The sequence below is a fragment of the Paenibacillus polysaccharolyticus genome, assembly GCF_900102085.1.
In the GTDB taxonomy this organism is placed as follows: Bacteria; Bacillota; Bacilli; order Paenibacillales; family Paenibacillaceae; genus Paenibacillus; species Paenibacillus polysaccharolyticus.
Window position 1 is genome coordinate 172,883 of the sequence record NZ_FMVM01000008.1, and the last position, 23,275, is coordinate 196,157.

A 23,275-nucleotide genomic window follows, 5' to 3' on the forward strand; every position below is an offset into this window, starting at 1 on the left:
ACTGTGAAACCAAAACTTAGGAGGAATTGTAATTATGAAATTGGAAAAATTTGCACTCCCAACTGAAGGCGAAAAAATTCAAATTGACAACGGTACGCTTCAAGTACCTAATAATCCAATCATTCCATTCATCGAAGGTGACGGTACAGGCCGTGACATCTGGAAAGCTTCTGTACGTGTTCTGGATGCAGCAGTAGAAAAAGCATATAACGGTACTAAAAAAATTGCTTGGTATGAAGTGTTTGCTGGTGAGAAAGCATTCAATACATACGGAGAGTGGTTGCCGAACGATACGCTCGAAGCGATTCGTGAGTACATCGTAGCCATCAAAGGACCTCTGACTACGCCAATCGGCGGCGGTATCCGTTCCCTGAACGTGGCACTTCGTCAAGAGCTTGACCTGTACACTTGCCTGCGTCCTGTACGTTATTTCAATGGTGTACCTTCCCCGGTTAAACGTCCTGAGCTGGTTGACATGGTTATTTTCCGTGAAAACACAGAGGACATCTATGCAGGTATCGAGTACGCTGAAGGTTCTGCAGAAGTGAAAAAAATGATCCAGTTCTTGCAACAGGAGATGGGTGTTAACAAAATTCGTTTCCCAGAAACTTCCGGTATCGGTATCAAACCTGTATCTGAGGAAGGTTCGAAACGTTTGGTTCGTGCAGCGGTACAATATGCTGTTGACCATAACCGCAAAACCGTTACTTTGGTACACAAAGGTAATATCATGAAATTCACTGAAGGTGCCTTCAAAAACTGGGGTTACGAAGTGGCAGAAGCAGAATTTGGCGACAAAGTATTCACTTGGGCACAATACGATGTGATCAAAGAAAAAGACGGTACAGATGCAGCTAATGCAGCGCAAAAAGCAGCAGAAGATGCTGGCAAAATCATCGTTAAAGATGCTATTGCTGATATCGCTTTGCAACAAGTATTGACTCGTCCGGGTGAATTCGACGTGATCGCTACATTGAACCTGAACGGTGACTATCTGTCCGATGCTCTCGCAGCGCAAGTTGGCGGAATTGGTATCGCACCTGGTGCGAACATCAACTATGTAACTGGACATGCTATCTTCGAAGCAACACACGGTACTGCACCTAAATACGCAGATAAAGATGTCGTGAACCCTGGTTCCGTAATCCTCTCCGGCGTAATGTTGCTTGAGCACCTGGGCTGGCAAGAAGCGGCAAACCTGATCTACAAAGGCATGGAAACATCCATTAACAATAAAACGGTAACGTATGACTTTGCACGTCTGATGGACGGCGCAACAGAAGTGAAATGTTCCGAATTCGCTGATCAAATCATTAGCAACCTGTAACAAAAACCTGTAAGGGGAGATGTGAATCGTGACTATTCAGCGCAAAAAAATCACAGTCGTTGGTGCCGGTTTTACCGGTGCTACAACTGCACTAATGCTTGCCCAGAAGGAACTCGGGGATGTTGTTCTGGTTGATATTCCTCAACTGGAGAATCCGACCAAGGGTAAAGCACTCGATCTGCTGGAGGCTAGCCCTGTGCAAGGGTTCGACAGTCATATCGTGGGAACTTCCAACTACGAGGATACAGCTGGTTCAGACATTGTGATCATTACAGCCGGAATTGCCCGCAAACCGGGCATGAGCCGTGACGATCTGGTGAATACGAATGCAGGTATTGTGAAGTCCGTGTGTGAAAATGTGAAAACATATTGCCCTGAGTCCATTGTCATTATTCTGAGCAACCCGGTAGATGCAATGACGTATGCAGCGTATCAGACACTCGGTTTTCCGAAAAACCGCGTGATCGGACAGTCGGGTGTTCTCGACACCGCCAGATACTGTACGTTCATTGCGCAGGAGTTAAATGTATCCGTAGAGGATGTGCGTGGCTTTGTGCTTGGCGGTCATGGCGACGATATGGTACCACTCGTTCGTTATTCGAGTGTAGGCGGTATTCCAATCGATACCCTGATTCCAGCAGATCGCATTGATGCGATTGTGCAACGTACCCGTGTAGGCGGCGGTGAGATTGTTAACCTGCTGGGTAATGGCAGTGCATACTATGCTCCGGCAGCTTCACTGGTCCAGATGACGGAGGCCATTTTGAAGGACAAAAAACGCATTATTCCGGTTATTGCTTATCTTGAAGGTGAGTATGGATATCAGGATCTGTTCCTCGGTGTGCCAACTGTTCTGGGAGGCAACGGAATTGAGAAGATTTTCGAACTGGAGTTGACAGCCGAAGAAAAAGCAGCGCTTGATACGTCTGCAGATTCGGTGCGTAACGTCATTTCAATCGTTAATATTTAAGTTTTGAAGACTTTTTGAACATGAAAAGTGAGAAAACCTCCGTAAATACGGAGGTTTTCTTTTCTTTGGATAAGTTCCCCAGTATAATAAAATGTGATATACAGCACAGCGAATATGTTGAGGAGGATGAAAATTTTGACAATGATTATGTATTTGCTCCATATCGTCGGAGCACTGGCCATGGGATTTTATCTGATTTTGCCATTCGTGGTAGGTAAAATTCGCACATTGAGCTTGCCAGCACAGGAGGGAGCATTCGCGTCACTTCGTTCCTTAAACAAAGTTGCACAGTATGCGCTTGTTATTCAGCTTCTTACAGGTGGTTATCTGATGACAAAGGGAGATTACTCCCACATCTGGATGGCTGTTGTCGTAGTAATTCTTCTCGCGATTGCAGCCATTGGTGGAATTATGGGTAAACCGTTACGTCTTGCCGCAGAAGGTGTGAAAAATAATAAGGATGTAACACCATACCAAAGCAAAATTCGTACGTTCAGCACGTTGCTTGCCGTGTTCTTGCTCATCATGGTGTACCTGATGGTGGACAGATCCATTTTCTAATAGGAGAATAAGAGGCTTCAGGGTCTAATGTTTTTTCTCAAACGATAACTATGAGTATAAGGTGAAGCGTTTGCACATGTTCAGGACAAGTGGTAGCGCTAAAAGCTATTGCTAATGAAACATGTACGCTTTTAAGCATGTGGCGTGAGTAACGCCCGATTCTATTGAATCAAACCGTACAGACAGAGACAGAAAAACAGACAGCCTACAAAGGCTGTCTGTTTGATTTGTGATCTTTTATTCAATGACTGCCGGGAACCTGAATACCTTGCTACTCATCATTAGCTAACACCGGCACCATAAACTCGTACTGCATTTCGGCCATTCCGTTTGGACTCATACAGGGCGTGATCGGCGTCACGTAGCAAAGATTCCAGGGTATCCGACTCGCCAACCGTTTGGGAGACACCAAAGCTGGCGGTGACCGGAATGGACTTGCCCTCTAGGTTGAGCGGTTGATTTAACAAAGCCATTCGCAACTGCTCTGCAAGAGCATATGCTTCTTGGAGTACCATGTTCGGCAAAGCGATAACGAATTCCTCTCCGCCGTAACGGGCGAATAACATTTCACTGTTTAAATAACGATTGCACACGGATACAACATGAACGATGGCTTGGTCACCCGCATCATGACCGTACGTGTCGTTGATACGCTTGAAATGGTCAATGTCAAACAAGATAAAAGAGACGGGGTGAAAATTAAGCCGGGCTTCTTGAAGCCATTCTCTTCCTTTGTTCAAAAATTGAGTCCGATTGTATATTTTGGTTAAACCATCGTAATAAGCTAGTTGTTTCAATTGTTCTTGTAAAAAACGTTGTTCGGTAATGTCGATTAGCATAATGAGAATACCGACAACTTGAGGATTTTTGTTAAATACATAAGACGTTCTGACTTGGTAACAGACGGTTTCTCCGTTTAATTGCCAGTACAAGTCGGTTTGCAGCCCTTCTCTTTCATATTCAACGGGAAAGGTCTCTCCTGCAAGACGAAGCCAGATGTCATTCAAAGGTTGCCCAACCATCGATGTTTCAATGTCAGGTAACATCAGTCTTAGGGATCTGTTGAAATCGACAAGACGATAGGAACTATCCAGTACAAGAACCCCTTCGCGCATACTTTCAAAAATGCTTTCTTTGGCGATCGGTACAATGGTTAACAGTCTGGAGGACAGAATAGCCCAGATATACATAGCCGATGTAACACACATCAGTACGGGAACTGGGTCGAGGCCAAACGGAGTCACGCCAAGTAAGTATACAAATGCAGCAACCATCGGAATAATCTGCGACACAATTAACGTAAGCAGTTGACGACGGTACATCTTTTTGGTGTGACGCCATTGCCCAATTAAGATAAGGCCAGCACACAAAAGGCAGGAGAACGTAAATGCACCATGGACAACATACCATTGACCAATATCCATCGCCATGACGGGGACTGTGCTATCCTCACGTAACCATACTCTTTTGTAATAGAGATGATGCCAATCATTCGTAGCAACCAGAAAGACGGTAATGGAAGGAATGATGAATAAGGCTGACGTCAGCCATTTAGACAACTTTTTTCCAGTGTAATGAATCATGAGAAGCAGGCCAAGCGGTGCAGAGATCGGCATACCAATATATTGGACGATATTCCAGAACTTCATCTGTTCCAGTGTATTACTGGCGAGGCCAATGGCATATCCGAAGGTATATACGGACAGGGAAGCCGTGTACAGGATAAAGATGTTGGCGTTTGGAAAATGGGCTCTTCTGAAGTACGTATACATACACAGAAACAGATTCAGCACGGCTGACGTGGTCACAAGTGTAATGTATGAAGTAATATGCGATTCCATGTTCAGATCTCCATGTCAAATTAGATTGTTGTCGTATTGAAGCCAATGAGATGATGCTACTAATCACGCTAGGTGACTTAAAAAAGATGAATATAATCTCCACACTGTACATTGTACATCAGCCCTATCTGCTTAGGAACACCATTTGCATGATGAAACAGGTTAATTTCGAAAAAATTTCGAATATTCACAAATGCAGATGATGACGAAATACAAAGTTTGGATTCCCATATATGTGGTAAATAAGGAATGACAGTAATTATGAAGGTTCGCATTGCTGTCCAGGAGAAGAATAATCTGGTCGGTTCATGCCATCCTACAGAATGAGACTTATGACGAATGAGAGACAAGGAAGCATGTTATTTGTGTCCAAGTCTTCTTAAAATCAAACATGTTCATTTTGAAAGGAGAAGGTACAATGTCAAGCACTACCCAGCAAAAACAACAAACGATGCCTGCACAACATCAAGATCAGCGTCCGGGGATTGAATCCAAGATGAATCCCAAGCCTGAATTCGAGAGGGCGCAGTATAAGGCAGCAGGCAAACTATCGGACAAAGTGGCTTTGATTACGGGAGGAGACAGCGGAATTGGACGGGCTGTTGCTGTTACGTATGCCAAGGAAGGCGCCGATGTGGCGATTGTATATCTGAGTGAGCATGAGGACGCCAAGGAAACGAAACGTCAGGTGGAGCAGGAAGGGCGCAAGTGTGTGCTTATCGCAGGTGACATCGGTGATGTGAATTTTGCGAAGAAAAGCGTTCAACAAACGGTCGATGAACTTGGCAAACTCGACATTGTGGTTAACAATGCGGCTGAACAACATCCGCAACAAAACTTGGAGGATATTACGCCAGAGCAACTGGAAAAAACATTCCGTACCAACATCTTTGGTATGTTTTATGTTACACAGGCGGCTATGCCCCATCTGAAACAAGGGAGCACCGTCATTAACACAACATCGATAACCGCTTATCGGGGAAGCCCGACGTTACTGGATTATTCGTCAACCAAAGGGGCAATTACATCCTTCACCCGTTCATTGTCGATGAATCTGATTGAAAAGGGGATTCGTGTGAACGCTGTAGCTCCTGGTCCGATCTGGACACCCTTGATTCCTTCGACATTTGATGAGAAAAAAGTAAGTGAATTCGGAGCCACGCAACCGATGAAACGTCCAGGACAGCCGGATGAATTGGCACCAGCTTATGTGTACCTCGCTTCTGATGACTCTTCTTACGTCAGCGGACAGGTGATGCATGTGAACGGCGGCGAAGTCGTTAACGGCTAGGTGATGCACCGGGCAAATGGCATTGCGGAACGGGGGAGGATAGTCGCTGTATTGAGAAGAGAAAGACGGGACGCTAAAGCATAGTGGCGTCCCGTCTTTCTTTATATATTTTTTTCAAATAAGAAGAGGGTTCCGAACAAGGGAGGCAGGTTGAAGTCCTATCTATTGTAAGATGTGATTTACAAAAGTCTGTATCTGCGTTGATATATTTATGATACCTTATACAGGTCTGACTTTAAAGCAATCGGGTGAGTCAGAGGGGAAGAAGGCAGATTTATTGCTCATTTTACATGGAAAGATATCTCATTAGATGTGATATGATAAACCGGATAACATATTCGGGAGGCACTCATATGAAGATTAGCAAACAAGAGGCATCACATTATATATGGGGAGCTCAGTGTGATGGTTGGCATCTGGTTCAGGGAGAGACACTTAGTGTGATTCATGAGCGAATGCCCGCAGGCACGACAGAAACAAGGCATGTACATGTGAAGAGTCGCCAATTCTTTTTTGTTCTTAGCGGTGAGGCTTGTATGGAGCTGAATGGAGGGACCTATGTGCTGGAAACACATGAAGGAATCGAAATCCCGCCGGGAGCACCCCATCAGATGCAAAATCGAAGTGCACAAGATGTGGAATTTCTAGTTATATCACATCCAACGACACGCGGTGACCGCAACGAACTAAATGGATAAATAATGGTTTGTTTTCATCATTTGAATTTACTCATTTACATATGGACGAAGAGTGCAGAAAAAACCTGAAGATAACAGGGATTGGAAGGTTATTCTGTCATCAGAGTGGTTATGTAAATTGTCTTGTTGTTCAACGGACTAAAATATAACAGAAGGAAGAGATTAATGAGACCGTTTCGCATTCGCCTCGCTCTAATCATGATGGTACTCATTGGCGTATCCGTCATTGTAGCCGGATATACGATGGGCAGAGTTTTCAAGACTACTCATATCGCCGCACTGGAACAAACGATGGTGCGTGAAATTAATTTGTTAAAAGCGACATTTCCTTTTCATGATGCTTCCAATCCGACATCAGCGGAAACTCGGAAATATTACTCGGACCGAGCGCTGGAACTGGATCGTCTAACAGACTCGCGAGTAACTTTTATTAATAAAGACGGCATAGTCATTGGCGATTCCGAGAGCGATCCTGCAACAATGGATAATCACTTGAACCGGGAAGAGATCCGGACGGCTACGGAAGGGACTTTTGGACAGTCCATCCGATATAGTGCAACGTTAGGGCAGGACATGCTGTATGTCGCGCTGCCAGTTAATTCGGATCAAAGTGACATGATTGAAATGCCAAATGGCAAATTCGACGGTTTTATTCGGCTGTCTATGAGTTTGCAAGCGGTGGACCAAGGACTGCAACGCGGGTGGATGATTATGTTTGCTGCCCTGGGCCTGCTTTTTCTCATTGTGGCATTTGTCAGTTACCGGGTAGCTAGAGGTCTAACGTCGCCCATCGAGCATATCACCAAAGTGGCACACCGGATTACAAAGCTGGAGTACGATGCCAGAGTAAAAGTAACGCGCAGGGACGAGATCGGCCAATTGGGTCTGGCGATTAACGGCATGGCAGACAGTCTGCAGTCCCAGCTCAAAACGATCCGAGACAATGAAGCGTTGCTTCAAAGTGTGTTGGCGAATATGACGGGCGGGATCGTCATGATTGATGCAACGCAATCGATTGCACTGGTTAATCGGGAAGCAGAGCGTATGCTCGGCATTCAGGCCGTGAAGGTTACAGGAAGACCTTACACGGAACTCAAGCGGCATTACGAGCTGACACGCACGATTGAAGAGAGCGTTGCTAATCAGGAACGGATGCACGAAGAAGTAAGTGTATTTAACCCGGAAGAACGGTTGATAAGGCTGGATGGTGTACCGATGTCAGAAGACAATGGCGGATATCGGGGAATGTTATTCCTGCTACAGGATGTAACTGCGATTCGCAGATTGGAATCCATGCGTAGCGAGTTTGTGGCCAATGTCTCTCATGAACTCAAAACACCTGTGGCAGCAGTGAAGGGATTTGCAGAAACCTTACTAAGCGGCGGTGTAAAGGATAAGGAAACGGAACGTTCTTTCCTGCAGATTATTTATGATGAAGGTGATCGACTAAACCGCTTGATTGGAGATATTCTGGAGTTGTCCAAGATTGAATCGAAACGTGCACCGCTGGAATGTTCACCAGTGCATGTGCATTCCTTCTTCGAAATGGTGCTTGGAACTTTGTCCAAGGTAGCGGAGAAAAAGCAGATTCGTCTGGAAATGAATGTACCGGAGGAACTGTATATTGAAGCGGATGAGGATAAAATGAAGCAGATTTTCATTAATCTGTTATCCAACGGCATTAACTATACACCTGAGGGTGGAAGGGTGAAACTCCAGGTGAAGATGGATCAGAAGAGTGAGGAAGAGCAGGTGGTTTTCTCGGTGTCCGACACAGGAATTGGTATTCCCAAGAAGGATTTGCCGCGAATCTTTGAGCGTTTCTACCGGGTGGACAAAGGCAGATCACGGAATTCCGGAGGCACGGGCCTCGGACTCTCGATTGTTAAACACTTGGTTGAACTGCACCATGGCAAACTGTCGGTCGAAAGTGAACTGGGGATGGGAAGCACATTCCGTGTTATCCTGCCATTAATTCAAGAAGAAGAAGTCTAGTTTTACTTTGGAAAGAAAAAGGTAGGCTTAGAGAAGCAAAATGTAAAATGAGTCATTTGCTTTACACAGCGTTAACAAATTAGTGCTATGATAGAAAAAGTGTTGTGGCAACAGACAACCTATGAAGAGAGAAGGGGTATCATGGCACAGCGTTTGCTGGTTATTGAAGATGAACCGACATTATCGAGATTACTTACGTATAACCTGACACAGGAAGGTTATGACGTAACGGCAGAGGATCATGGGTCAGCAGGATATGACCGGGCCTTGTCTCAGGATTTCGATTTGATTCTACTGGATCTGATGCTGCCAGGCATGAATGGTCTGGATATTTTGAACAAACTGCGTATTCAGGGAGTAAGCACTCCTGTCATTATTCTTACCGCCAAGAACGGTGAAGCCGAGGTTGTGCAAGGGCTGAAATCGGGTGCAGATGATTACATTACGAAACCGTTTGGTGTATCCGAGCTTTTGGCACGTGTAGATGCGGTACTCAGACGTTACTCGAATGGCGACGATTTACCGCAGCCTGAGGATAAAGACGGCTCACGTATTATTCTTGGTGAACTTGAAATTTATCCGTTGAAGTATGAAGTGACTTTGGGAGGGCAATCGATCAGCCTGCGTCCGAAGGAGTTCGAAGTCCTGTTATATCTCGCTAAAAAACCTGGCGTGGTGCTGACCCGGGATGATCTGATGAATGCGGTCTGGGGTTTTGATTATATCGGAGGCCAGCGAACTGTAGATGTGCACGTCAGCTCATTACGTAAAAAGCTGGAACTTGACCCTGAATCCGTTCATATCGATTCCATCCGCGGCGTAGGTTATAAATTGGTTGTCAAAAGAAAAACTCCCCATCATTCTAGTTAAATGATCGGGGAGTTTTATTTTTACCTCCTTTTTACACAAAGGAAGATTTTTCTTCATTTATGGGGAGTAGGATGAGGTTATCCAAGTGATACTTTGTACCTAAAAACCCACCTTAGGGCGGAGCTAACACGTAAAGGAGAATGTGTAATTATGCCCATGTTGTTAGAGGCTAGACCTGAGAATCTAGATGTTAGTTTACAAAAAGGGGAAGAAATATCGTTCGTGCCGGAGTTGGAATCGGACGAATCAACAAGTGAAGTTCAGGAGGAACATGCCGTTTCTTTGACTGAATATTTCCGTCAGGTGCCTATAGCTAGGGGAGATACTACTTGCGGAGAGGCTGCGGCGATGTTAAGTGATGGACTGGAGCATCCATGTATTGTGCTCTGTGATGAACACATGAAACCGATAGGATTATTGATGCGTGAGAGCTTGTATCGTTTACTGAACGGAAGGTTCGCAGCGGACTTATTTTATCGTAAACCGATTATGAATGTAGCTAACGCATCACCGGTTATTGTAGATATACATATGGAACCCGCCGCTATTATTGACGCCGCGCTTCGGCGGGACGAGGATCATTTTTATGACTGCCTGCTCGTAACGGAACAGGATCGCTTGCTTGGTGTACTCACGATTCGTGATGTGATGTCGCTTTCTCGTAAACTTCAGCAGAAGGCATCCGCAGATCGCATATGCACCGTGACGGAGAGTGGACAGGAAATTTCACGCATTCATGCGGCTGTAACCAAACTGGTTCAAGCGGCGAATCAGACCGTACAGGAAGCAGGGCAAGTTATCCTCTTGTCCAATGAGGGAGAAGGGCGTCTGCGTCAAGTTGAGTCTTCCTACCTTCAGGTTCATGAGCATATGGGGGATCAGGGCAAACACGCAAGTCAGATGCTCGAATCCATCAAAACAGGTGCGGGCATGGCGCGTTCCATTCGAACGCTGGCGGATCAGAGCGGGCTTTTGGCACTGAATGCATCGATAGAGGCTGCGCATGCCGGAGAATACGGCCGGGGGTTCCAGATTGTTGCCGGAGAGATCCGGGCACTTGCCAAACAGACACGAGAAGTGGCTGGAAACATGACCGTATTGCTTCAGGATATTGAAAGTTTAACCCAGCAGACCGTATCCCTCATTCAGGCGAGTGGTACTGAAATCGATGAGAGTGCGCAGTATGTGCAGGAAGGTGCGGTAGCGTTTGGGAAGTTAAATCATGCAGTAAAAGCTTTGTCCTGCATCGTGGAGACCATTGCTGCTGAAGGCGGGGAAGCTGGCAGGGTCGCAGAGAATATCCAGTTGAAGCTGAAGGCCATGATTACGGATCATTCCGAGCTGTGAACTAAAGCACAACCGAGGCACAGCGTATAACGGAAATCGCGCAGATCAAAAAAGAGAGACCTGGGACGTTGAACTAACGGCCTAGGTCTTCTTCAGGTGTTTTTACATTCCGTTAACATGAAGGTGGTACTGTTTTTACAATGTTACGTTAGGATATTAAAGATGACTGTGCTGATTGGTAGAGAATATGAACGCCGGTCTCAACGTAAAGGGAATCCGATGATCCCTGCAACGAAGGAGAAGTGAGCATCCATGAAAGACCTCATTCACATTGATGGACTTAATTTATACTACGATACGCATCACGCGCTTAAAAATATATCGATGGATCTGCCGGAGAAAACCGTCACAGCGTTTATCGGGCCGTCAGGCTGCGGTAAATCGACATTGCTCCGCACGTTGAACCGGATGAATGACATGATTCCGGGTGTTCGTGTGGAAGGACAAGTTATGCTGAACGGTTCGGATATTTACAGTAATGAAATTGAAGTGGAGACGCTGCGCAAACGGGTAGGAATGGTATTCCAACAGCCGAATCCTTTTCCAAAATCGATCTATGACAACGTGGCGTACGGACCACGTCTGCACGGCGTAACCCAAAAAGCAGAACTGGATAAACTCGTCGAACAGAGTCTGGTTCATGCGGCATTGTGGGATGAAGTCAAGGATGTGCTGAAAAAATCGGCGTTAAGCCTGTCTGGTGGACAGCAACAACGTCTGTGCATCGCACGTGCACTGGCTGTACAGCCGGATGTGTTGCTGATGGACGAAGCAACTTCGGCGCTGGACCCGATCTCCACGCTGAAAATCGAGGAATTGGTCAAAGAGTTGCATCATAAATATACCATCGTCATGGTTACTCACAACATGCATCAGGCAGCACGAGTATCTGGACGAACGGTATTTTTCCTGAATGGTGAAGTGGTGGAGGCAGCTGATACGGAGACGTTATTCTCCACACCGCAAGATTCCCGGACCGAGGACTATATATCCGGTCGGTTTGGTTAAGGCGAGCTGAACAGGATGATCCCGGCTTACCCGGAGATGATGGAGAAGGAGGACATGAAATCTATGATTCGCAGAAAAGAATTTGATCAAGAGCTGGAAGAACTGCGCTCCCTGCTGAAACAAATGGGGGAACATGTAGGAAATGCCTTGGACGGTGCGATTGAGAGTTTGCAGACATTGAATGTAGAGAAAGCTCAGATCATCATTAAGAATGATGCGAATCTCAATGCCCTTGAGGACAAAATCATGGAGCTGGGCTCCAAGCTTATTATCACACAGCAGCCCGTTGCGAAGGATTTAAGACGCATTATCGTGGCCTTCAAAATCTCCAGTGACTTGGAGCGTATGGGGGATCTGGCCCTCGACGTGGCGAAGGTAACGATTCGTATGGAAGGTCAAGAGCTGATCAAGCCGCTGGTGGATATCCCGCGTATGGCGGAAGTGGTGAAATCCATGATTGATGAGTCCATTGAGTCCTATTTGAAAGAAAATACCGATCTGGCCTATAAAATGGCACAAACCGATGATCAAGTCGATCAGTTGTACAGCAATATGATTCGTGACCTCTACACGTTAATGACTGAACATCCAACGAATGCATCTCAGGCTATGCTGCTCTTGATGGTTGGGCGTTACATTGAACGTATTGGTGATCATGCGACCAACATCGGTGAGAGCACGGTGTATCTGGTGACAGGTCAGCGTCCGGACCTGAACCAGTAAGTTGTTCTGGGCAGGCTATGCTGCACAAGCGAGGAATATTAGACATACAAGATAAAATAATATGATCGAAATGAGAGAACTTTCTTCCGGCTGGCCTGTGCACAGGCTGACTGGGAAGGAGGTTCTTTTTTTGCGCAAGAAATGTGGTGAGAAGGGGTGTGAAGTTTTTTTGATGTAGGTGGCAGGTATGGTATCATGAGAGTAGGTATGTAAGTACAGTCTGACCATATGATACGCGAGGTGCTGGAATGGACAAGTTTATTCTTATAGATGGAAATAGCATTATTTATCGGGCATTTTTTGCAATGCCATCCCTGACCAATTCGAAAGGTCTGCACACCAATGCGGTATACGGCTTTACGACGATGTTGCTTCGTTTGTTGGAAGAACACAAGCCTACACACGTGATGGTGGCGTTTGATGCGGGCAAAGTGACGTTCCGTCATGAAGGGTATCAGGAATACAAGGGTGGACGGGAAAAAACACCGCCGGAGTTGTCCGAGCAGTTTCCTTTGCTCAAAGAACTATTGCAAGGCCTCGGGATCGCGCAGTTTGAACTGGCTGGTTTCGAGGCGGATGATATTATCGGAACGCTGACCAAACGCGCGGATGATGCAGGCAGACAGGTTCTCGTTGTATCGGGTGACAAGGATATGTTGCAACTTGCTTCCGAGCATGTACATATCGGGCTGACGCGTAAAGGGGTTACGGAGATTGAACTGTACGACCCGGCACAGATTAAGGAACGTTACGGTCTGACACCACTACAGATTATCGATCTGAAAGGTCTGATGGGCGATGCTTCCGATAATATTCCGGGTATTCCGGGTGTTGGGGAGAAAACGGCGCTGAAGCTGCTGCACCAGTTTGGATCGGTGGAAGAGGTGCTGAACGGTACGGGTGAACTGAAAGGCAAGATGAAGGAAAAGATTGAAACCCATGCCGAAGATGCACGCATGAGCAAACAGCTGGCGACCATTCACCGTGAGGTTCCGCTGGAACAGACGTGGGATGATATGCAGTTTGATGGATTGAAAGAAGCTAGTGCAGGGCCTGCACTGGTTAAGCTGGAGTTTAAGTCATTGCTGGAGCGTTTGTCCTTTAGCGGTAGCGTGGCTTCCGAGCAAGAGGCTGTTCCGGCGGCTGAGGTTGAATCTACGATTGCAACAGAAGATAACATAGCTGATCTGATGGATATGTTGGATTCGATCGATGTGCTGCATGTGGAAACGCATGGTGACAATCCGCATCAGGCGAAGCTTGTTGGTCTTGCCGTAGGTGCCGGGGAGAAATATACGTTCATATCTCCGGAATTACTAAAGTCTGATGCGGCAACTCCTGTACGGGAATGGCTTGCAAGTGCCGACCAGCCGAAGCGTGGATATGATCTGCATCGTGTGGATTTGGCTTTGCATGCACATGGCATTGAATTCGCAGGTGCATCATTTGATGTGCAGCTTGCTGCTTATTTGCTTGACCCGACCGAGTCGAATCAGACAATCAGCGGGCTGACGTCCAAGTATGGGCTGCCTTCACTGGTTGAAGACGATAGCGTTCTGGGGAAAGGGGCTAAATACAGAGTACCAGAGGCGGAAGTTCTGGGTGATTTCTTATGCCGGAAAGCCGCTGCGCTGGCCGCGATTATCCCCCTTCAGGAACAAGCGCTGGAGAGCGATGAGATGAATTCGCTGTTCCATGAGCTCGAAATGCCGTTATCCCGTATTCTTGCCGACATGGAGAAGCAGGGAATCAAGGCGAACACAGAAGACTTACAAGCACTTGGTCGTGAATTTGAAGGACAGATCGGCAAGCTGATGGCGGAAATCTACAAGTTGTCCGGTACGGAGTTTAATCTGAACTCACCAAGACAACTCGGTGAGATTTTGTTTGACAAGCTGGGCCTGCCTGTCGTGAAGAAAACAAAAACAGGATACTCCACCGACGCTGAAGTGCTGGAAAAGCTGGCTCCTTATAACGACGTGGTGCAGCACATTTTGCAATATCGCCAGCTTGCCAAGTTGCAATCCACTTATGTGGAAGGTTTGCTGAAAGAGATATCGGACCGGGATGGCAAGGTGCATACGTTCTATCGTCAAACCATTGCAGCAACAGGACGACTGAGTAGCCAGTTCCCGAACTTGCAGAACATTCCGATTCGTATGGAAGAAGGACGAAAAATTCGTAAGGTCTTTGTACCGTCCGAGCCGGGTTGGTCTATTCTCGCAGCCGACTACTCTCAGATTGAACTGCGTGTACTGGCACATATTTCAGATGATGAACGTCTGAAGGAAGCTTTTGTACATGATATGGATATCCATACGAAGACTGCCTCCGATGTATTCGGCGTGAAGCCGGAGGATGTGGACAGTGACATGCGTCGTTCTGCGAAGGCGGTTAACTTCGGAATCGTATACGGAATCAGTGATTATGGTCTATCGCAAAACTTGAACATTACGCGGAAAGAAGCAGCACAGTTCATCGATCAGTATTTTGAAATATTCCAGGGTGTGCGCCGGTATATGGATGATATTGTGAAGGATGCACGCCGGGACGGTTATGTGAAAACGATGCTGGAACGCCGCCGTTATCTGCCCGAAATCAACGCGAGTAATTTCAATCTACGCTCCTTCGCGGAACGTACCGCGATGAACACACCGATCCAAGGTACTGCGGCTGATATCATTAAGCTGGCGATGGTACAGATGGACGAGGCGCTGCGCGAGCGTAAGCTACAGAGTCGTATGTTACTTCAGGTACACGATGAGCTCGTGTTTGAAGTGCCGGCGGATGAACTGGAGCTGATGAAGGAGCTTGTGCCTTCGGTGATGGAAAAGGCGCTTCCGCTGTCGGTGCCGCTAAAAGCCGAAGTTAGCTTTGGTGAGAACTGGTATGAAGCAAAATAGATAAGAAGGGGTCCCGCTGAGCGCCATCTTCCGTTATAATATAAGGGAGGTGAGAATATCATGCCGGAACTACCGGAAGTCGAAACAGTCAGAAGAACGTTGAATCAACTTATTGTAGGTAAAACGATTGATTATGTTACCGTTAATTTGCCGCGGATTATTCAGCGGCCTGACGATATAGAAGCATTTGCATTGGAACTGGCAGGACATACCGTGATTGGTGTAGAGCGCCGGGGCAAGTTCTTACGGATTTTGCTGGACGGGCTTGTGCTGGTCTCCCATCTGCGGATGGAGGGACGTTATGGTGTGTATCATCAGCACGAAGAGGTGGAGAAACACACTCATGTCATCTTCCACTTCAATGATGGCACGGAATTGCGATACAAGGATGTTCGTCAGTTTGGAACGATGCATCTGTTCAGTGCAGGTGAAGAGCTGGTTTCGAAACCGCTCATGAAGCTTGGACTGGAACCACTGGATGAAGCTTTTACCGTGGACGCGTTCCGCGCTGCAGTGGGGAAACGTACGACAAAAATTAAAGCTGTATTGCTGAATCAGGCATATGTGGTTGGCATCGGGAATATTTATGTGGACGAGGCTCTCTTCCGTGCAGGTATACATCCCGAGACGATTGCGAAGACGCTGACCGAAGCACAGCTGAAGGTTTTGCATGAAGCCATTGTGGCTACGCTGCAGGATGCCGTGAATGCAGGAGGTTCCTCAATCAAGTCATATGTTAATGGGCAAGGCGAGATGGGCATGTTCCAGCATCAGCTGAAAATTTATGGCCGTAAAGCCGAGCCTTGCCATACCTGCGGCACATTGATTGAAAAAAGTGTCGTTGGCGGACGTGGGACGCACTTTTGCCCGAATTGTCAACGACTTTGATCTCCCGAACCAGAACTGAATCAATGAAATGATGAAATCATAGCACCCTTGGATTCCTCCCTCCATATACTGATATGGCAGAAATAAGCGGGCATATACCCATACTGACATCATCAGTTGGCACGTACCGCACAGGGGAGGAATCCGGGGTGCTGCATCATTTTATTTCATTACTGGCGCTTGCTTTTGCAGTGAGTTTAGATGGTTTTGGAGTTGGAATTACATATGGACTTCGGAGGACCAAGATTCCGCTCTTATCCATTGCTATCATTTCGCTTTGTTCGGGATTGGTAATCGCGTTATCTATGCAGGTTGGTGTGCTCTTATCTCATGTTGTGTCCCCAGAAGTAGCTTCAATTGTGGGGGCTGTCATTCTCATTGTGATTGGTGCGTGGTCGCTTTTGCAACTGATCAGGCGGCGGGGAAAAGAACGTGAGGAAGCAGAGAGTGAATTGGTGCAGGAGAGATTGTTTCAAGAAAAGGGAACAACGGAATCAGGGCTTTCATCCAGAAGCAAGAATCAATTAATGGTTCTGGAAGTGCAACCTTCGCCAACGGATGGTTCGGTGGAGCGCATGGTATTTACACTGGAATTGCGCAAGCTGGGTGTGGTTATTCAAATTTTGCGCAGCCCGTCCAAGGCGGACATGGATAACTCAGGCAGTATCTCCGCACAAGAAGCGATGTGGCTCGGAATTGCGCTGTCACTGGATGCCTTTGGTGCAGGTCTGGGTGCGGCATTGCTTGGATTCCCTACGCTGTGGACGGCACTGGTGATTGCTTTGTTTAGCGGGGCGTTTCTGTCACTTGGCATGAAGGTAGGATTACGGTTTGCAGCACAGCGCTGGATGCAGAAACTCTCAGTTCTGCCGGCCCTGCTGTTAATGATTATGGGAATATTCAAGTTGTTTTGAGGAGTAATAAAGCTGTTATGAGGTGAGACGATGAATATAGGCTTAACGGGCGGAATTGCAACAGGCAAAAGCAGTGTTTCCGCCTATCTGGCCAGTAAGGGAGCGCTGCTCATCGATGCAGATGTTATTGCCCGGGAAGTTATGTTGCCTGGGCATCCCGTTTTGGCTGCCGCTGTCCAGCGGTTTGGACAAGCTATCTTGAATGAGGACGGAACACTGGATCGGAAAAAGTTAGGGAGTATTGTTTTTCAGCACCCTGAGGAACGTAAAGCGCTTGAGGCCATCACTCATCCGGCGATCCGGAAGGAAATGCGTGAGAGAGCGGCTGCATACGAATTGAAACATCCGGACAAGCTGGTGGTGTCGGATATTCCTTTGCTGTACGAGTCGGGCCTTGAGGAAGGTTTTACGGAAGTTATGGTCGTATATGTACCTAGAGCAGTACAACTGGAGCGACTGATGAACCGGGATCAGATGACCCAGGCTGACGCCGAAGCACGCATTGCGGCCCAGATGGATATTGAACGCAAAAAAGAGCGGGCAGATATCGTTATTGATAACAGCGGATCATGGGCTCAGACGGAGAAGCAGCTTGAATTATTTTTAACGCATAAGGGTTTATTATGAAAATATTGCGTAAAAAACGTGTACTGCTGATCATGTTTGTTTCCTTTGTACTTGTGTTATTTCTAAATACGAACTGGATGGCTTGGTTTTATCCGATTGAATATAAGGAAGAGATTCGGGCGCAATCCCAAAGTTATGAGGTTGATCCGTTTCTGATCGCTTCGATTATCAGGGTGGAGACCAATTTCAAGACCAGTAAAGAATCCAAACGTGGTGCGATCGGACTGATGCAGCTCATGCCGGATACGGCGAACTGGATTCTGGAACAAGCCAAAATTCCGGATACTTCGCTGGAGGAATTGAAACATGAACCTGGGCGAAATATTCAACTGGGGACATGGTATCTGCGTAATCTGTCAGACCAGTTCGGTGGCAACGAAATTGTGATGATTGCAGCCTATAATGCAGGACCGGGGAAGGTCAGCAGCTGGTTGAAAAATGGTGTATGGGATGGCACGCTTGAAACGGTGAAGGATATTCCTTTTGGCGAGACACGCCACTATGTACAACGGGTTATTTACTATTATAATCAGTATGTGAAGATCTACGATACGTTCTAGAGCGATTGCTCGGAAAAAGATAAGGAGAAGCACGGAGCAGACCGGTAGTGTACCGGCCGCCCCATGCTCCTCTGTGTAACGTATTACGATGCAGATAATTATTGGTATTGACCTGCCAATTGCTGTTCTGCAATTGTTACCAGACGCTTCGTGATGTATCCACCGATCGAACCGTTCTCGTAAGAAGTCATGTTACCTTGGTACCCATCTTGTGGGATGCTGATTCCGAGTTCTTGAGCTACTTCATATTTCATTTGCTCCAGGGCTGCGGAAGCTTTAGTTACAACCAAGTTGTTGGAGTTACCGTTGCTTTGTGCCATTGCTGTTCACCTCCTCGCGGGTTGGTAAAAGTATTATGTGTCGCGAATGCGATTTTCATTACAAAATATGCTCAGGGAATATGTGGTAAAAAGTAAAAGTGGGAAGTGATCTAAGTTGAAATGTCCTTATTGTGGTTATTTAGGTACCAAAGTGTTGGACTCCAGACCAGCGAATGAATCGAAATCCATTCGCCGCCGCCGCGAATGCGAGCAGTGCGCGAGAAGATTTACGACCTTTGAAATGATCGAAGAAACCCCTTTGATTGTCATTAAGAAGGACGGCAGCCGGGAAGAGTTCAGCCGTGACAAAATTCTCCGTGGTTTGATCCGTGCGTGTGAGAAGCGTCCGGTCTCTGTAGAAACGCTGGAGATGATGGTATCTGAAGTGGAGAAGTCACTGCGTAACACAGCAGAAGCTGAGGTAGAGAGCCGTCAGATCGGCGAGCTGTTAATGGAGCAGCTGTTTCCGGTTGATGAAGTGGCGTACGTGCGATTTGCTTCGGTGTACCGCCAGTTCAAAGACATTAACATGTTCATGAAAGAACTGAAATCACTGCTGTCCAAAGAAGATCTGGAGGACTAATGTAGTGGGGGAAAAGGAGAAGAGCAATCCGGAGCTGCATCTGGTATATGCCATGCCGTGTGTGCCCGTAACATGAATGTTCTTCTCCATAGATTTCGGTGCTTCAGAAGGGTATTGACAGTCCAGAAGGGATTTTATATGATATAGAAGTCGCCTGTAAAATGAGTTTTTAGCAGTGCTGGACAAGATGTAACTTCATATCCTGGGGCCTTAGCTCAGCTGGGAGAGCGCATCGCTGGCAGCGATGAGGTCAGGGGTTCGATCCCCCTAGGCTCCATACTCGTAGAGAATCCGCTGATACAGCGGGTTTTTTCGTTTGTCTAGACGTTGACTGTGAACGTGGACGACTCGCAGATATGCGCTCCACGCATCGCAGATACACGCGCCTAATCCCTCGTTTTCTTACCGCAATTATTATCGAAGGAGACGGTATGGAATGGATAAACGAAAAGGAAGAACAATTAAGAGCGAGCGCACATCGACGCGCTTACAACATTCGTTAGACTATTTGTTCGATTATTACTACCAGGCGAAGAAGTCAGAAGGGCGCGCAGAGAATACGTTAAAGACATACGTACAGAATTACAATTACTTTTGTGAATTTTTGGATAAGCATAAGATCATTCGCGACATTCGGAATATCAACGTTGAAGTAGGACGTGATTACATAATTTGGTTACGCGATGAAAAGCGGAGATTTAGTGATAACTGTAACGTTCCGGAATCTGTTCGCACTGTGGGACTGCTTCCGAAATCAATTAACATACGCATTAAGATTTTCTTCGTTTATTTACCGCCGAGCGCTTCGCACGCATCTATTACATTCTTGAATGCCTTCTTTTCTGCACTCGTAATTTTGTGCGGTCATCTTAGTATTGTTGTCCGCTATAACGGAGTATGGCCTTGTCTGACGCGATAATTGTACGGATCATATCGAGATCATCCGCCGATGGAGTCACATCGTACCTTTCCCATATGCCTCCTACGTCGTAATCGCGGTCAACTCCAGAGAACCCTGGGGTGATCATATACTTATCGTTTCCAGACCGGAAAATGTATTGATGAAGAGCTAATCATCTGCGGCGTATTGTATTTTAAAACGTAAAAAGGGATCTTGACCTTCCTTGACTCCTATGTATAAGACGTTGTTAGTATTGACATACTTAGTTGTGGATTTGTCGTAATATTTACATAGTTGGACAGCGCCTTATTGATATTCGCTTCGCGCGTTTGTTCCGCTTTCTTGACTTCTGCGGCCTCCTTAGCGTTGGCTTCGTTTTGCTTTGCGTCAATCTTGGCGATTAGTTTTTTAACTTCATTGATTTCTTTGACGTCCGGGTAATCAAATATTAAGCTTTCTAAGACTTTCTTTGCGACTGTTCGTAACCATCTTTAATGTCTGTCTTTGCGCGCGCCAGTACAATAGCGGCATTTTCCTTCTTAATCTTCGATCGTTTCTAATTTTTGTTCTGCAATCGCTTGTTCCGCGGTGTTTACGACTGATTCAACGTCATTTTTGGTAGTCTGAGGTGCGGTTGTAGTTGCTGCGCATCCTGTCAGCAGTAACATTGCGAGTATAGTAGTCCATACTGGCTTCATTGCACGCCCCATTATAGGTAATATTGTCCGAATTATATTGGGTGTGTGGGAAGAACACAAGGAAAAAGACGCAGCCTGTTTTTGACTGCGCCGATGGTATTGCATGAATTGGCGGTAAGGGTTATGCTATTTAAGAATGATTGACACGGTAGCTACTCTTGGCGGGGGAGCTACCTCTTTTTTGCGTGTAAAAAGAAAATAACTGAAGTAATGAATGCCAACATTGCAAAAATTAATATTCCGAAGTTCAGCATTACATCAAGTGCTTCGTACGTGCTCATCTCATCACCACCTTTCTCGTAAATTAGTTTAACTGACCAATTTATATTCTGCTACAACTTTTAGTAGGGGGCTTATTTTTATTGACATTATCTAAAAAATATGGTATTAAAAAAGGCGGTTAACTGATTTAATTAAGTATATATCTTCTTAAACGCAGTGAATGAAATAATTATAGAAACTTTTTTGTTTTATTTTAAAATATTTTTAAAGTTTTTTTAATGCCATAGCTTCAAGACCTCCAATTCATTTCTAACCCTCAACACTTTTGTAGTATACATGGATAAAATTTTTCTTTCAAAGCGTAAATTAGGCGACTAAGTATTTTAACAACGATTGCTTACGATGCTCCAAGTTTGTTCAAATACTTCTTAAAGTTTTTAAAAATCTTTCTCCACTCAGCGAAGTGAGTTTATTTTTCCAAACATTTCAGCGATGTGCTAAACAGTCTCGAAGCAGTACGATCTTCTCGATGCTCTGAATTTCTTAGAATTTCATTCTAAGAATGGTCTCGCTGATGAAAGGGGTCGAAAAAAGTGTCACATAAGCAGGGGATTTGCACCAATTTGTTGAAGTATTGAGAGGCGAAGGCACATCCACCCACAACGAAAGGACTGCGTCTAATAAATCCTCTAACCTCTGATACGCGCAAATGGACCGCACGCCTATCGTTATATTTATGGGCGCGGAGCTCGTTGGAAGCGGTGTGGATATAAAGGAGATGAGTTTTAAGATTAAGGGCGAGAGGTATTTGGGCAGAGTCTGTACGTTTAAAAATGCGAGATAAAGGGAGAAGGAACATTTGATAAACAAAGTTACAAAGTATTTATATATTGCTTTTTTGTCTTTAGCTAGTCTGTGTTTACTATGTCTACTTCTCGCACTGATTCGTCTTATTCTTCCGAAGGTCAGCTTAACAGATTGGGACCTTCTGGCTTTTACAGGGTCTATGATAGCTGCAGTAGTTACTTATATGGGTATCCGGGCTCCTATCCTATCGCAGCGTAAGGACCAGTTAATGACTCGTTATTCGTCAATTATTAAAGTACTGACTCTGTACTCTAAGAAGACACGCAGAATAATTTTCATGACCGAGTTTTACAATTCTCTCAAAGAGCACGAAGTCACCAAGGAGAGATTACAGGAACAAGCCACTGTGATTAAGGAGTACATAGAAAATGTTTCTGATTTGTTTGCAGAAATTGTTAACGATGTAGACTTACTAACTTTTGAAAACATAGAGTTCAAGATAAGGTCTTTATATGGGTTTATCAATCACTACGAGGCTATTGATACTCACATACAAAACTATGATTCTGATAGCTTTTTCGTTTTTGATATAAAAGACTACCTTAAACAGTCAAAAGAGCTTGAGCAGTATTTAGTTGTTTACCAACAGAGTCTACTTGTTAAGTATAACGAGATCAGGAATAGATCAGTTTTCAGGCTAACGGACCCATTTAAGGATATAATTTAATCACAGAAATAACCGCAAACCCTACGTACGGACTGAGTTATTTCGCGTTCTCTCCGTCGATTCCTCTTGCAGAAGCCCCAACACGCTGACTCTACGGTAATTCCACGTGAAAAAGACGCAGTTTATAAGCCACGTCTAAAATTTTTGAAATGAATCAATTTTTAGAAGGAGCGGCTAGGATAAGCCCCAATTTTCTTCGAAGGTACTGATTACATTTTCATCCCATATTTCTATCCCAAACATTTCTTTATTAGAGATTTGTTCTATTTCTAAAGCATTATCTATGAAGGTATCGTACAATTGCTCAAACTCTGGATGCTCTCCAGCTATGGCTAACACAAAGTGAAAAGGAACACAGTATAAGAATACGGATTTCAGCTAACACAGAGTTTATATCTCTAAGTTCAATTTCATTTATTATTAAAAATTTGCTGTATGTTTCATCCTCGTTGAGAATATAGTACGCGTCAAAGTCGAATGGATACCCTAATTCT

At 45.6% G+C, this 23,275-nt stretch carries 21 protein-coding genes and 1 tRNA gene; 18 read left to right on the forward strand and 4 right to left on the reverse strand.

Going from position 1 to position 23,275, the window contains the following annotated elements:
• Positions 1–34 precede the first annotated feature (34 nt).
• The 3 genes from icd (at position 35) to BLQ13_RS12980 (ending at position 2,858) form a co-directional block, all read left to right on the forward strand.
• On the forward strand, positions 35–1,327 hold the full coding sequence (gene icd / locus BLQ13_RS12970; protein WP_090920240.1) for an NADP-dependent isocitrate dehydrogenase: 1,293 nt from the start codon (positions 35–37) through the stop codon (positions 1,325–1,327).
• Between the two features lie 28 nt (positions 1,328–1,355).
• Positions 1,356–2,297 carry a malate dehydrogenase gene (gene mdh / locus BLQ13_RS12975; RefSeq protein ID WP_090920243.1) on the forward strand — a complete coding sequence of 314 codons (942 nt, stop codon included), beginning with the start codon at positions 1,356–1,358 and terminating at the stop codon, positions 2,295–2,297.
• 135 nt (positions 2,298–2,432) lie between these two features.
• Entirely contained in the window at positions 2,433–2,858 is a 426-nt protein-coding gene (locus BLQ13_RS12980) for a hypothetical protein (protein ID WP_090920246.1), read from the forward strand.
• A 281-nt stretch (positions 2,859–3,139) separates the two neighbouring features.
• On the opposite strand, the gene BLQ13_RS12985 is transcribed toward BLQ13_RS12980, so the two are convergent.
• Positions 3,140–4,699 carry a histidine kinase N-terminal 7TM domain-containing diguanylate cyclase gene (locus BLQ13_RS12985; RefSeq protein WP_090920250.1) on the reverse strand — a complete coding sequence of 520 codons (1,560 nt, stop codon included), beginning with the start codon at positions 4,697–4,699 and terminating at the stop codon, positions 3,140–3,142.
• A 418-nt stretch (positions 4,700–5,117) separates the two neighbouring features.
• On the opposite strand from BLQ13_RS12985, the gene BLQ13_RS12990 reads away from it, so the two are divergent.
• The 12 genes from BLQ13_RS12990 to BLQ13_RS13045 all read left to right on the forward strand — a co-directional run bounded on the left by BLQ13_RS12990 (position 5,118) and on the right by BLQ13_RS13045 (position 18,523).
• Positions 5,118–5,990 carry an SDR family oxidoreductase gene (locus tag BLQ13_RS12990; protein ID WP_208606786.1) on the forward strand — a complete coding sequence of 291 codons (873 nt, stop codon included), beginning with the start codon at positions 5,118–5,120 and terminating at the stop codon, positions 5,988–5,990.
• A 353-nt stretch (positions 5,991–6,343) separates the two neighbouring features.
• Positions 6,344–6,688, forward strand: a complete 345-nt coding sequence (locus BLQ13_RS12995) for a cupin domain-containing protein (protein WP_090920256.1) — start codon at positions 6,344–6,346, stop codon at positions 6,686–6,688.
• A 165-nt stretch (positions 6,689–6,853) separates the two neighbouring features.
• Positions 6,854–8,683, forward strand: coding sequence for a two-component system histidine kinase PnpS (gene pnpS / locus BLQ13_RS13000; protein ID WP_090920257.1), 1,830 nt, complete (start codon positions 6,854–6,856; stop codon positions 8,681–8,683).
• A gap of 141 nt (positions 8,684–8,824) precedes the next feature.
• Complete coding sequence (locus BLQ13_RS13005) at positions 8,825–9,553, forward strand: response regulator transcription factor (RefSeq protein WP_090920260.1); 729 nt, start codon at positions 8,825–8,827, stop codon at positions 9,551–9,553.
• Between the two features lie 150 nt (positions 9,554–9,703).
• Positions 9,704–10,900 (forward strand): methyl-accepting chemotaxis protein, encoded by a 1,197-nt coding sequence (locus BLQ13_RS13010; protein ID WP_090920263.1) that lies wholly within the window; start codon positions 9,704–9,706, stop codon positions 10,898–10,900.
• Between the two features lie 252 nt (positions 10,901–11,152).
• The gene (gene pstB / locus BLQ13_RS13015; protein WP_090920265.1) at positions 11,153–11,908 is read left to right on the forward strand and encodes a phosphate ABC transporter ATP-binding protein PstB; all 756 of its coding nucleotides are present in this window, start codon (positions 11,153–11,155) and stop codon (positions 11,906–11,908) included.
• 63 nt (positions 11,909–11,971) lie between these two features.
• Positions 11,972–12,631, forward strand: coding sequence for a phosphate signaling complex protein PhoU (gene phoU / locus BLQ13_RS13020; RefSeq protein ID WP_090920525.1), 660 nt, complete (start codon positions 11,972–11,974; stop codon positions 12,629–12,631).
• A 248-nt stretch (positions 12,632–12,879) separates the two neighbouring features.
• Complete coding sequence (polA, locus tag BLQ13_RS13025) at positions 12,880–15,534, forward strand: DNA polymerase I (protein ID WP_090920268.1); 2,655 nt, start codon at positions 12,880–12,882, stop codon at positions 15,532–15,534.
• A gap of 60 nt (positions 15,535–15,594) precedes the next feature.
• Positions 15,595–16,422, forward strand: a complete 828-nt coding sequence (mutM, locus tag BLQ13_RS13030) for a DNA-formamidopyrimidine glycosylase (RefSeq protein WP_090920271.1) — start codon at positions 15,595–15,597, stop codon at positions 16,420–16,422.
• A gap of 149 nt (positions 16,423–16,571) precedes the next feature.
• Positions 16,572–17,336: an MntP/YtaF family protein gene (locus BLQ13_RS13035; protein ID WP_208606787.1), complete on the forward strand. Its 765-nt coding sequence runs from the start codon at positions 16,572–16,574 to the stop codon at positions 17,334–17,336.
• Between the two features lie 30 nt (positions 17,337–17,366).
• Positions 17,367–17,963: a dephospho-CoA kinase gene (coaE, locus tag BLQ13_RS13040; RefSeq protein ID WP_090920277.1), complete on the forward strand. Its 597-nt coding sequence runs from the start codon at positions 17,367–17,369 to the stop codon at positions 17,961–17,963.
• Positions 17,960–18,523, forward strand: a complete 564-nt coding sequence (locus BLQ13_RS13045) for a lytic transglycosylase domain-containing protein (protein ID WP_090920282.1) — start codon at positions 17,960–17,962, stop codon at positions 18,521–18,523. The genes coaE and BLQ13_RS13045 overlap by 4 nt, the downstream gene beginning before the upstream one ends.
• 98 nt (positions 18,524–18,621) lie before the next feature.
• Here BLQ13_RS13045 and BLQ13_RS13050 read toward each other — a convergent pair whose 3' ends face one another.
• A complete protein-coding gene (locus BLQ13_RS13050; protein WP_017689472.1) occupies positions 18,622–18,843 on the reverse strand; it encodes an alpha/beta-type small acid-soluble spore protein in 222 nt (73 codons plus the stop codon).
• A gap of 115 nt (positions 18,844–18,958) precedes the next feature.
• Here BLQ13_RS13050 and nrdR point away from each other — a divergent pair, with 115 nt between their 5' ends.
• On the forward strand, positions 18,959–19,426 hold the full coding sequence (gene nrdR / locus BLQ13_RS13055) for a transcriptional regulator NrdR (protein ID WP_090920285.1): 468 nt from the start codon (positions 18,959–18,961) through the stop codon (positions 19,424–19,426).
• Positions 19,427–19,630: 204 nt separating this feature from the next.
• A tRNA-Ala gene (locus tag BLQ13_RS13060) sits at positions 19,631–19,703 on the forward strand.
• Between the two features lie 1,163 nt (positions 19,704–20,866).
• On the opposite strand, the gene BLQ13_RS28530 is transcribed toward BLQ13_RS13060, so the two are convergent.
• A complete protein-coding gene (locus BLQ13_RS28530) occupies positions 20,867–21,025 on the reverse strand; it encodes a hypothetical protein (protein WP_167375724.1) in 159 nt (52 codons plus the stop codon).
• Positions 21,026–21,195: 170 nt separating this feature from the next.
• Positions 21,196–21,306, reverse strand: a complete 111-nt coding sequence (locus BLQ13_RS29170; protein WP_353056715.1) for a putative holin-like toxin — start codon at positions 21,304–21,306, stop codon at positions 21,196–21,198.
• Positions 21,307–22,106: 800 nt separating this feature from the next.
• On the opposite strand from BLQ13_RS29170, the gene BLQ13_RS13070 reads away from it, so the two are divergent.
• Entirely contained in the window at positions 22,107–22,781 is a 675-nt protein-coding gene (locus BLQ13_RS13070; RefSeq protein ID WP_090920292.1) for a hypothetical protein, read from the forward strand.
• Positions 22,782–23,275: the final 494 nt, after the last annotated feature.